We start from the raw sequence: 11,801 nt of genomic DNA, 5'->3' as shown, positions 1-11,801 counted from the left end.
AAAATTTCTGACCAAATACTTGTCATATTGGGGGTGAAAGTATTTACTTTGTAAAACAAAGTTCTTTTTATTAATTTTCGTCTAAAACTTTACAGAAAAAACAAAGTAGTAACAAAACCATGAAAATATCGGAAAAATCATACAATAAGCCCAGAAAATGGCCGTAAAAAAGAAAAAAGTTTAAAAAACTAAAAAAGTTACGTTACTTTGTCGGCCAATTTGATTCTGTATAAATATTGGCTTGTCTATCGTGTTAATTTATTGTTAATCAGAATCTACCTTTTTTCTCTGAAACACATTTCATGAAGAAGTTTTTTAAAGATTTTAGCGCAGGACGCGCAGTCTTACACCTATTTTCGATTAGTTTATTAACAGCCACTTTAGTAAACGCCCAAACTCCTGCTGGTCCAGGAAGTAGTAGCTCAAGTTCAAGTTCGGCGCCTGCGCAGGGTCAAGCCCCTGCTTCTACAACGCCAGGCTCAACGGCTCCTACCACGACAACGTCGCCTACTACTACTACGGCCGACAAAGGAACTGATGCAAAGAAAAGCGCTGATCCTAAGGCTCTTATCAATCAGGTAGAAAAAGCAAATGACAAAGAAACGACAACCACTGATGCTCAGTCAAATGAAGATACAGAAGAAGCGTATCGTCAGGCTGAGTTGAATAAGATGCGTCGTAAGATTTTTGGGTACCAGCTTTTTAATAATCCAAATGTCTCATTTGCACCTTCTGATAACATCGCTACCCCCCGTGACTATACCATTGGGCCAGGGGATGAGTTGATGGCGTACATCTACGGTTACTCACAGTCGATGTTAGAACTGCCCGTTAACTCAGATGGATTTGCATTTGTGAAAGCGGTTGGTCCAGTTCAATTAAGCGGCCGCTCGATTGAGCAGGCACAAAAAGAATTAATCACTCGCCTTTCGCCTTATTACAATAATCTGGGGGCGCCAGGAAGTAGTGCAAGTACTTTTCTTCAATTGCGTTTGGGACGAATTCGTACCATTCGGGTGACAGTATTGGGTGAGGTTACTACGCCAGGAACTTACAATGTTTCGTCACTTTCGACGGCGTTGAATGCGCTCTATCTTACAGGAGGCCCTAATGAATTAGGATCATTCCGTCAGATTCAGGTGGTACGTAAGAACAAAACCGTAGCAACCCTCGATTTATACGAACTGTTGATGAACGGAACATTGAACTCGGACATTCGTTTGCAAGATAATGACATCATTCAAGTGAGTGTTTACAAAAAACGGGTAGAGATAAAAGGGAATGTAAAACGCCCAGGCTTGTATGAATTGCTCGAAAACGAAACAATGAGTAACGTTTTGAACTACGCAGGTGGCTTTACTGACAATGCTTATACGGATCGTTTGAAGCTATTAGGACTTACGGCCAAAGAGCGTCGTATTGTGGACGTGCGTTCGACGGAATATGGTACATACATTCCTAAAAATGGTGACGAGATTACGGCTGATATGTTGTTGGCGCGTTTTGAAAACATGGTCGTTATCTCAGGGCCTGTGTTTCGTCCAGGACAATATTCATTGGACCAAAATAAAACCTTGCTTCAGCTAATTAAAAGTGCCGAAGGACTTACAGGCGAAGCTTTTACGGGGCGTGTGAATGTGATTCGTACACGGGAAGACTTGTCGGTAGAAAATATTTCGTTGAATCTAGCGGATATGCTCAACGGCAAAACCCAAGATTTAATCCTTCAGCGTGAAGACCAAGTGATTATCCCTTCTAAATTTGAGCTTCGTGAAGGTGCTTTCATTAAAGTAATTGGAGAAGTAAATCAGGGTCCAGAAGTAAATTTGCCATTCAGCACCAACCTTACGTTAGAAGATGCGATCATTCGTTCGGGAGGTTTTAAAGAATCCGCATCAACATCGCAAATTGAAATAGTACGCCGCAAGCGTGATGTAAATGTACAGTCTGCCACTGCGCAAGTAGCTGATATATTCTTGTTTGACGTTAATCGCGATCTTACACTCGACGGTAACGACAGCCGTTTTATATTGGAGCCGTACGATGAAGTATTAGTACGTCCATCGTCAAACTATCAGCCGCAAACATTCGTGACTTTCAAAGGCGAAATCGTAAGCCCTGGTATATATGGTATCAAAACCAAGGATGAGAAATTGTCGGACTTACTCAAGCGTGCAGGAGGATTGACAGCACAAGCGTACGTAAATGGAGCGACGTTGTTGCGTAAAATTACACTTTCGGACGAAGAAATCGCACAACGTAACCGTGCAGTATCTGAAATTTCGGACGATGCTAAAAAAGGTCGTTTCGACGACGAAGGGGTGGTCAAAGATAAGCAAGAAGCTATTGGCATTGATTTGGGTCGTATTCTTCGTAGCCCAGGAGGCCGCGAGGATATCATCCTTCAAGATGGTGACGTGATTGACATTCCTAAACGCCTCGAAACAGTACGCTTGCAAGGAGAGCTTCTTTTCCCAACCACGGTAAAATACCGCAACGGTAATTCGTTTATGGATTATGTTTCGCAGGGAGGCGGCTTTACGCGGATGTCACTTAAACGTAAGTCGTATGTGATTTACCCTAATGGTTCAATTGACCGTACACGCAAGTTCTTGTTCTTCAATGTGTATCCAAAAGTAGAACCTGGTTCTGAAATCCATGTGCCACAACGTACACAATCAGACCTCGCAGAGGCTCAAAGAGCACTTCAATCAGTGATTGGCATTTCATCAACGGTAATGACATTAATCACTACTGTGTTGGCTTTCAGAGTATTAGGTGCAAATTAAAAAAGAATTAACTTAGAAGCTTTTATGGAACAACAAGAGCAAGTAACCCTCACGCCCAAGCTGATTTTTCAAAAAATAATAGCTACCAAAAATCTAGTTCTTAAAAATTGGTGGATTATTATATTAATTACGGCAATTGGTACGGGAATAGGATACTACATAGATGCCGAAAAAAATAAACGTCTTCAATACTTAGCTAAAATTGTTTTTAGCATCAGTGGCGCGTCTGGCGGACAAGACATGGGAGGTTTTGGAAGCCTTCTGGGAATGTCAGGTGCTGGGCAAGGTGGAGATGCGGGGTTATTTAGAGGAGAAAACCTGTTTTATGTCATCAAAACGCGCCCCGTGTTGGAAAGAGCATTGCTGTCAACGGTGACTTTGAGCAATGGCAAAAAGGAGAAGTTTGTGAATTACTACCTCGATTCGACCTATTTGCGTCAAGATGAGTGGGCAAGCTTTTTACCTGAATGGATGAATGTCCGCATCACGCACAATCGCCGCGATTCGATGACTAAGGTAGAACGTCAAGTGTTTGATGGGGTACTTTATCGGGTAAAAGACCGAGAAATTAAAATCTTGCAACCAGACATTAAGACGGCTTTTTATGACCTGACGGTGTCGATGGAAAATGAGCAGGTATCAAAAACATTTGCCGAGTTGCTGTTGACAACCATCGAAAGAGTTTACCAAGAAACCCAAACGCGTAAGTCGCGCGAGATGATGGGCATTATGCAGCGTCGGGTGGATTCACTAGGACGTGTGTTGAACCGTACTGAGAGCAGTTTAGCGCGGACTGTGGTCATCAATACCGATGCGGTTGCTCCCACGGCCAAAGTGGAAGAAGGACGCTTAACTCGAAGCAATACTTTTGTTTCTTCGCTCTATTTGGAGGCTTCGCGTAGTTTAGAAAACTTACGGATGTCGATTGTCAAAGAGGCTCCTTTATTTACCATCATCGAACCCGCAGTTTTACCACTTGAAACGCGACTATTCACCCGTGAGAACACCAAGTTTGGGGCGATGTTAGGACTCATTGTGGCAATTATCTTTGTGCTCGCTAAACAAACGTACGGCGAAGCATTGAGAGACATGAAAAATAAATAATTAAAAACAGAAAAGAAGCTTTGGGTGGGAGAAATCCTGCTCAAAGCTTTATTTTTGGTGTCAAATCTGAACGTAAAAAAACAATGGCGCATTCGGAAGAAGTAATTATTGAAGCGGGTCACGGAGCAAAAAACTACTGGCGTGACTTGTGGAAAAATCGGGAATTGTTGTTGATTCTTTCTCGTCGCGATTTATCAGTTCGCTACAAGCAAACCGTAGTGGGGGCTGGCTGGGCTGTCATTCGGCCTTTTGCAACCATGCTCGTCATGGTTTTTGTGTTTGATAAAGTAGCCAAATTCAAAGGAGATGAAGGAATCCCTTATCCGTTGATGGTCTTGGCAGGAATCACCATTTGGAACTTCTTCTCGACAACTTTTACCCAAATTAGCCACAGTATTTTGCTGAATTCTAACTTGGTGACCAAAACCTATTTCCCGCGTTTAATCATGCCATTGAGTTCGGTGGTTGTAGGGTTTGTCGATTTCATTATTTCGATTGTTCTCTACGTACTTATTGCCATTTGGTACAAACATTTTCCAAGTTGGCAACTTTTGCTTTTCCCCGCTTTTGTTCTTTTGACATTGGCGGCTTCGCTGGCTTTTGGACTATTTTTTGCCGTGATGAATGTGCGCTTCAGGGACATTGCCCAGTTGATTCCTTTTATTGTTCAAATAGGATTTTACGCCTGCCCTATCGCTTACAGTAGTAGTATGGTAGAGTCTAACCAAGGGGCTTGGTGGTATGACTTGTATTATCTCAACCCGATGGTAAGTATTATTGATGGGTTTAAGTGGTGTCTTTTGGGTGATGGCGCCTTCTTTAAAGTAAGTAGTTTGTACAGTACAATAGGTTTCACAGTAGCTGTATTGGGTATTTCGATTTACTATTTTCGTAAAGAAGAAAATTCGTTTGTTGACTACATTTGATTACTTTTGAAACTAGAACAATACCTATACGACCAATGGAGGTTATCGTTGCGGAAGATATTAGCAAAAAATATATCATAGATCACCAAAAAAAGGCTCGTAAGAATTATACATTACGAGATACTTTTTCGGAGAAATTTAAGCATTTTTTTGGCAAGGGAGAGGAAGACGAAGTCGAACACGAGGAGTTTTGGGCCTTGCGTGATGTGAATTTTAGCGTGAACCAAGGCGACCGTGTTGGTATCATTGGTCACAACGGTGCAGGCAAATCGACTTTGCTGAAAATTTTAAGCAAAATCACGGAGCCTACCAACGGTCGAGTGACCATCAAAGGACGAGTCGCTAGTTTGCTTGAAGTAGGTACTGGGTTCCACCCCGAACTTACTGGGCGCGAGAATATCTTCTTAAACGGGGCTATTTTGGGCATGAAACGCCACGAAATCAAGGCTGCGTTTGATAGCATTGTTGATTTTGCGGGAGTCGATAAGTTTTTGGATACGCCCGTAAAACGTTATTCTTCTGGAATGTATGTTCGTTTGGGCTTTGCCATTTCAGCGCACTTGAGCCCCGAAATTCTTATTATCGACGAAGTGTTGGCCGTAGGAGATGCTGATTTTCAGAAAAAATGCCTCGGTAAAATGCGTGATGTTTCGGAAAGTGGCCGTACCATTTTGTTTGTGAGTCACAACCTTGCCGCGGTGCAATCGTTGTGTAATCGTGCTTTCTATTTCGAACACGGCCGCCTCAAATTACAAGGAGATACGACACACGTAGTTAACAACTACTTGAGCCACGTTGCAAAAACTACCCTTGAGCACACTTGGGAAACGCCCGAAGAAGGCCCAGGAACCGATGATGTGCGTTTCCGTAGCATTCGAGTGAAGCCTGCGTATGCCAGTGGAAAGTTGTACATCGACGTAACGACCCCCATAAAAGTACACATTGAGTTTTGGAACATGGCCGAGCGCGCCGACCTTAACTTGAGCTTGCATCTTTATGCTTTTACTGGCGAGTGTATATTTAACGTTGGGACTACATCGCAGTCTTTTGACAAAGGTTTGGTGTCGGCAACGCTTGATATTCCTGGCAATTTTCTCAATGATGGTTCGTATGTCATATCGGTGATGGTTGTCAAAGATACCTCTACCGTTTTATACCAATTGGCCGAAGCGGTTTCGTTTGAAGTCGAAGACCACCGTGAAGGTGTGACGTGGTATGGCAAATGGCCTGGTTATGTACGCCCTCAGTTTAACTTTCAAATCAGCCAATCAGAAGTATTGGTTTAAACGGCTGGATTGTCCAAGCGAATGATTAACGTTACCAAAACATACCTTCCCGATTTTGATGAATATGTTTCTTATTTAAAACAAATCTGGGACAATTCACAGCTGACCAACAATGGCCCCTTGGCCCAGCAGTTGGAAAAAGGACTTAAAGAATACCTTGGAGTCGAGTATTTGTCTTTTTGTGGAAACGGCACCATCGTGCTTCAAATGGCATTGAAGCTACTTGAGCCTGCTGGGGAGATTATTACTACGCCTTTTTCGTACGTAGCGACTACCAACGTTATTTTGTGGGAAAACCTCAAACCCGTTTTTGTTGATATCGACCCTGCCAGCTATTGCATCAATCCCAATTTAATTGAAGCGGCTATCACCGAAAATACACGGGCGATTTTGGCCACCCACGTCTATGGCAATGCTTGCGACGTGGAGGCCATCGAAAAAATAGCCCAAAAATATAACCTCGTTGTCATCTACGACGGGGCGCATGCCTTTGGAGCTAATTATTTGGGGAAATCACTGCTATCCTACGGTGATTTTGCTACGTGTAGTTTCCACGCCACCAAATTGTTCCATACCGTAGAAGGGGGAGCAATTGTGACCAATACCCTCGAACGGCACGAAAAAATGCACTTGATGCGTGCTTTTGGGCACCGAGGAGATGACTATTTCTTTATGGGTGTCAATGGTAAAAATTCGGAAGTACACGCCGCAATGGGGCTTTGTAACTTGCCGATGGTTCCTCAATTGATTCAGGCACGGAAGGCTGTTTGTGATGTATATACAGAGCTTCTCGATTGGAGACGTTTGTCAGCACCTCAGTGGGCTGATGGATTAGAGCGTAATTACTCATACTACCCAGTAGTGTTTGAGTCAGAAGAAAAACTACTTCAGGTGAGAGACGTTTTGGCACAACATGAGATTGTACCACGCCGTTATTTTTATCCTTCGCTCAATCAGCTTCCGTTTTTAAAGGAAGCCGAAGCTTGTCCCGTGTCAGAAGATATTTCGTTGCGGGTGGTGTGTTTGCCACTTCATGCCGAGCTACCTCACGAAGATGCCCGGCGAATAGCTAAGTTGATAAACCAACATCTATAACTATGGCATTGCTTAGTTTAGTATGTTTCGGGGTATTCGTTGGATACATCGGACGGACAGCCGCTCAAATTTGTCGCCCGTCGCTTATCGACTGGTTATTAACATCGTTTCTTCTTTTTGCGAGCAGTATCATTCTCACGGGTTTTTGTTTATCCCCTTTACACCTCACCAGTGCTACATGGGCTTGGGCGTTGGGAGTATTTGTGCCTCCTACGTTGATTTGGGGTATTTTTTCAAAAATAGCCCCGCAAAAAACGCCCTTTGCACCGCTGACAATGCTGGTGCATCGGTGGCACGCGGCGCAACGCTGGTACGTGAGCGGTGGCGCTTATCTTCGTTTCTTGTTTGGAGTAATGATTCTGACCCTAGCGGTAATTGGTATCACCAACTTAATCCTTGTCTTGTTTACCGTTCCCAACGAATGGGATAGTATGACAGGCCACCTCAATCGGGCTGTGCAATACATCCAACGGGGCACGATGGCGCATTTTGGTGGAACCAATTGGAACATGGATACCTACCCTAAAAGTGTGACCACCATTCAAATTTATTCCTATTTGATAACGGGGGGCTTTGAAAACGCTTTTAAACTCATTCACCATTTATCGTACTGGATGACTGTAGTGGCCGTGTTCGGTATTGCTCAACGCGTCGGGAAAAACCGCTTGAATGCGAGTTTCTTTGTTGCTTTTGCTTTTGCCATGTTTTTGGATTTTTTAATGCAAGCCATCACGACGGAAACCGACATCGTTCTGACGGCTTACTTTAGTACGCTTTTGTATTTTTTGTTTACCTACCGCATCACGCGTGAAGACCGTTATTTATATTTGGCGGCGTTGGCGTTTGGGGTAGTTTATGGCCATAAAGTAACGTTTACGCTGTTGCTACCTTCGGTATTTGTGGTGATGGTTTATACCGTATTTTTACAAAATGCGTGGGGAGAAAAAAAAGGGCTAAAAAAAGGCTTTTTTAACTGGCAAGCCATCGGAAAGCTGGCGATTGCGATTCCACTCTGTTTTTGTATTTGGACATTGCCAACAGGCTATTTAAAAAACATTGAAGTATTTGGCCACCCCATTGGCCCACCTACTTCCCTCAAGCACCAGTCCATTGAGCGAGCGACTTCCAATGGAGGCTTTCGGAATTTATTTGAACAAGGTTCGCGAAACGCGGTGCGCTATGCCTACGATTTTGTCAATTTAGACGGTATTCGCAATGTGGAGATAGGCCAAAAAGCCAACCGCGTTATGCGTAAGCCGCTCGTTTATTTGGAAGATAAACTGAAGATGCGCTTGGACGAAACGACCGAATTTTCGATTGTTCCTTTTACGTTTGAACGCCGTTTTGAGTTTATTAACGGAAATCCTTATTGGGGCATCTTCGGTTTTGCGTTGGTATTTCCTTTGCTATTTTTGGTACTGATTGGCCTAGTGCGTTCACCTGCGCATTGGTTTTTGGCTATTGCGTTGCTGTTGCACTTTGCCGCTTTATCCTATTCTGCACCTTACGATCCTTGGAAAGGACGTTATTTTCAGGAAACAGGAGTACTGGGCGTGCTATTTTTGACGCTGTTGTTTAGCCACAAATATAGCCTTGAAAAATCGGGGTACTCGTGGGCGCTTAAAACGTATGTAGGTATAGTGACGGTATTGGGCTGTATTTCGGCCTTGTTAGCGGTATTTTTGAACGTGCGCTGTTTGCCCTTTGATGCACTTGGGCATAAGTCGGCATTTAAGACCGAACGGATTGAATTGATGACCTTTGCCCGTCCTGATATTACCAAAGCTTACCAGAAGTTTGACCAAATGGTGCCCGACTCCGCCACTGTGGCCTTGGGTACTATCAACGATGACTTTGAATATCCGTTGTACGGTAAGCACCTTTCGCGGCGCTTGATTACAATCAATCCTTTTGAAAAAGGCGTTCAACCCATTCCTGAGGAAGCCGATTACCTGTTTTTCTCAAAAAATGTCATTCCTCCGCTTCCGACCGATATTCGTTTGGGGACAGACACAACCATGAAAGACCTGATTGTGCCAGGAGAAGATTACTACCTAAGAAAATTGAAATAAACCAACTTCTCGAAAGTTTTGTACTTTCGAGAAGTTCGCCCTCTACACCTGCGTACCTCTTTTATTTATCATTCTAAAAACGATTAATCTATGCGTCTTGCCATTATGCAACCTTATTTTATGCCGTACATCGGGTACTTACAACTGATGAATGCCGTGGATAAGTTTGTGCTGTACGATGACGTAAACTACATCAATAAAGGCTGGATAAATCGGAATCGTATCTTGGTTAACGGGCAAGAGTATTTGTTCACGATTCCGCTCAAAGAGGCCAGCCAAAACAAACTTATCAACGAGATTTATCTTTCAAATGACCCAAAATGGAAAGGTAAATTGTTGAAAACTATCGAGCAAGGGTATAAAAAAGCGCCATTTTATTTAACGGCCTTTGAGGTAACGGAAAAAATTATCAATTTCGATGCTGAGAAATTGAGCGACTGGATTGCGGCGGGTTTTGGGGTTTTGGCAGACCACTTGTCGATTAAAACGGAAATTGTACCTAGTTCGGCGATTTACCAAAATACGCACCTGAAAGCACAAGAACGAATCTTAGACATTTGTTTGCAGGAAAAAGCGCAGCATTACATCAATCCGATTGGTGGTATGGAGCTCTATGACAAAACGGTGTTTGAAGACAAAGGAATTCGGCTCAATTTTATAAAATCAAAACCCCTAGGGTATGCTCAATTTAAAAATGAGTTTGTACCTTGGTTATCAATCATTGATATTTTAATGTTCAATGAAGTAGTTGACATTCAGCAGTTTTTAAACGAATACGAACTGGTATAATCTTATGGCAAAAGTGGTCATCTTTGGTGTTCTTGACACCGCAGAACTAGCTCATTTTTATTTAACGCACGATTCCGACCACGAAGTGGTGGCATTTACGGTCAATCAAGAATACCTAAAAGAAACCGAATTTAAGGGGTTACCTATTGTGCCATTTGAGGAGGTAGAAAAGTTTTACTCACCGTCGGAGTTTAAGTTTTTTGCGCCGATGACGGGGCGAAAAATGAACAAAAATCGAGAAAAAGTTTATCTCGAAGCCAAGGCCAAAGGATATGAGTTTATTACCTATATCAGCTCAAAAGCGACGTGGTTTGGCAACGAAATCGGCGAAAATTGCTTTATTCTTGAAGATAATACCATTCAGCCTTTTACCAAAATAGGCAATAATTGTGTGCTTTGGAGTGGCAACCACATCGGTCACCACGGAATTATCAAAGACCACGTATTTTTTACTTCGCACGTCGTGCTTTCGGGGCATTGTGTGGTAGAATCTTACTCGTTTTTTGGAGTAAACGCGACCATTCGTGATTATACGACCATTGCCGAAGGTACCCTAGTCGCTATGTCGGCTTCTATCACCAAAAATACCGAGGCTTGGGGCGTTTATATGGGTAGCCCTGCCGAAAAAAGACCGATTCCAAGCTATAAAGTATATTAAAAATAGCAGTCAGCGGTTAGCAATCAGCCGTCAGCACTACTGGCGGCTGATTGCTAACCGCTAGTAGCTGTCTGCTGACCGCTGAATATGGACGTTTCGATTATTATCATTCATTATAAAACACTCAAACTAACTACCGACTGTATTCGGTCAATTTATACGCATACCAAAGGCGTTAGTTTTGAAGTGATTGTGGTTGACAACGACTCCCAAGACGGAGCTGATGCCATCATTACCAAAGAATTTCCTGAAGTTCAGTGGCTGCAAATGGGCTATAATGCAGGTTTTTCAAGGGCCAACAACAAAGGCATACGGGCATCGAAAGGTAGATATTATCTTCTGTTGAACTCCGATACTGAGTTTTTGGATGATATTCTGACCAAGTGTGTAACGCGGCTCGATAGCCAACCCGAAACGGCCGCTTGCGGGGGCGTACAAATGTTTTCGGATGGTACGCCACGCCCTTTTTACCGCAGTTTAGCAATCTTCAAACGGACTTTATACGTAATGCCCCCTGGGCGTATTTTTCAACGTATTCTCGAAAAACTCATTCCAGAAACGCATTACGACGACCCCGATCAGGTGGATTGGGTACCTGCGGCCTTTTTATTGGTAAAACGCGAGGTAGTTGCCAAGGCGGGTTTGTTGGATGAAGACTTCTTTTTATACGGCGAGGATGTCGAATGGAACTGCCGACTTGGGCGCGTAGGCAAGCTCAAAGTGTTTGAAGACTGTGGGTATATTCACCACGAATGGGGGAGTAACCCCAAACGGAAAGAGGTCTTGATTACGATTATCAATCGTTTTTATCCCCAAATCCAGCTTTCCAACTTGGTGTGGATACGTAAAGAGTTTGGGATTGGCCGTTTTTTGGGGCTAATGCTCAATTATTATTTGATGATTCCCATTTATTTTGGCTGGAAAATAGCCCTCAACATCTCCAAGTTTCGCAATCCGTTTGGAGAATTGGAGCAACAAAAAGACTTTACCCGTAAAGTGTGGTTATTTTCTACCTATTTTTGGAAAATCATTCGTAACAAACCCTATTTCTACAAGCTCGATCCAAAGAGCCACGTCTAAGG

Annotated in this window: 9 protein-coding genes; all 9 read left to right on the top strand. The window is 43.2% G+C overall.

Annotated elements, in window-relative coordinates; genetic code table 11:
* Positions 1-302 precede the first annotated feature (302 nt).
* The 9 genes from AC23P2_RS04655 (at position 303) to AC23P2_RS04615 (ending at position 11,799) form a co-directional block, all read left to right on the top strand.
* Complete coding sequence (locus AC23P2_RS04655; RefSeq protein ID WP_487772118.1) at positions 303-2,789, top strand: SLBB domain-containing protein; 2,487 nt, start codon at positions 303-305, stop codon at positions 2,787-2,789.
* A gap of 24 nt (positions 2,790-2,813) precedes the next feature.
* On the top strand, positions 2,814-3,893 hold the full coding sequence (locus tag AC23P2_RS04650) for a hypothetical protein (protein WP_487772117.1): 1,080 nt from the start codon (positions 2,814-2,816) through the stop codon (positions 3,891-3,893).
* An 83-nt stretch (positions 3,894-3,976) separates the two neighbouring features.
* Positions 3,977-4,819 (top strand): ABC transporter permease, encoded by an 843-nt coding sequence (locus AC23P2_RS04645; protein ID WP_028523121.1) that lies wholly within the window; start codon positions 3,977-3,979, stop codon positions 4,817-4,819.
* A 35-nt stretch (positions 4,820-4,854) separates the two neighbouring features.
* Positions 4,855-6,105 carry an ABC transporter ATP-binding protein gene (locus tag AC23P2_RS04640; protein WP_122933200.1) on the top strand — a complete coding sequence of 417 codons (1,251 nt, stop codon included), beginning with the start codon at positions 4,855-4,857 and terminating at the stop codon, positions 6,103-6,105.
* A 21-nt stretch (positions 6,106-6,126) separates the two neighbouring features.
* Positions 6,127-7,200: a DegT/DnrJ/EryC1/StrS family aminotransferase gene (locus tag AC23P2_RS04635; protein WP_487772116.1), complete on the top strand. Its 1,074-nt coding sequence runs from the start codon at positions 6,127-6,129 to the stop codon at positions 7,198-7,200.
* 2 nt (positions 7,201-7,202) lie between these two features.
* A complete protein-coding gene (locus tag AC23P2_RS04630) occupies positions 7,203-9,272 on the top strand; it encodes a hypothetical protein (RefSeq protein WP_487772115.1) in 2,070 nt (689 codons plus the stop codon).
* Positions 9,273-9,362: 90 nt separating this feature from the next.
* Entirely contained in the window at positions 9,363-10,061 is a 699-nt protein-coding gene (locus AC23P2_RS04625) for a WbqC family protein (RefSeq protein ID WP_487772114.1), read from the top strand.
* 4 nt (positions 10,062-10,065) lie between these two features.
* Entirely contained in the window at positions 10,066-10,719 is a 654-nt protein-coding gene (locus AC23P2_RS04620) for an acetyltransferase (RefSeq protein WP_487772113.1), read from the top strand.
* An 87-nt stretch (positions 10,720-10,806) separates the two neighbouring features.
* A complete protein-coding gene (locus tag AC23P2_RS04615; RefSeq protein ID WP_487772112.1) occupies positions 10,807-11,799 on the top strand; it encodes a glycosyltransferase family 2 protein in 993 nt (330 codons plus the stop codon).
* Positions 11,800-11,801 lie beyond the last annotated feature (2 nt).

This window comes from Runella sp. R0.1_18, assembly GCF_057652155.1.
This window is presented reverse-complemented; position numbering and strand designations above follow the sequence as displayed.

Coding starts and splice junctions, on each gene's coding strand:
- AC23P2_RS04635 (WP_487772116.1), top strand. CDS start 6,127: ATGATTAACGTTACCAAAACATACCTTCCCGATTTTGATGAATATGTT.
- AC23P2_RS04615 (WP_487772112.1), top strand. CDS start 10,807: ATGGACGTTTCGATTATTATCATTCATTATAAAACACTCAAACTAACT.
- AC23P2_RS04650 (WP_487772117.1), top strand. CDS start 2,814: ATGGAACAACAAGAGCAAGTAACCCTCACGCCCAAGCTGATTTTTCAA.
- AC23P2_RS04655 (WP_487772118.1), top strand. CDS start 303: ATGAAGAAGTTTTTTAAAGATTTTAGCGCAGGACGCGCAGTCTTACAC.
- AC23P2_RS04620 (WP_487772113.1), top strand. CDS start 10,066: ATGGCAAAAGTGGTCATCTTTGGTGTTCTTGACACCGCAGAACTAGCT.
- AC23P2_RS04645 (WP_028523121.1), top strand. CDS start 3,977: ATGGCGCATTCGGAAGAAGTAATTATTGAAGCGGGTCACGGAGCAAAA.
- AC23P2_RS04640 (WP_122933200.1), top strand. CDS start 4,855: ATGGAGGTTATCGTTGCGGAAGATATTAGCAAAAAATATATCATAGAT.
- AC23P2_RS04630 (WP_487772115.1), top strand. CDS start 7,203: ATGGCATTGCTTAGTTTAGTATGTTTCGGGGTATTCGTTGGATACATC.
- AC23P2_RS04625 (WP_487772114.1), top strand. CDS start 9,363: ATGCGTCTTGCCATTATGCAACCTTATTTTATGCCGTACATCGGGTAC.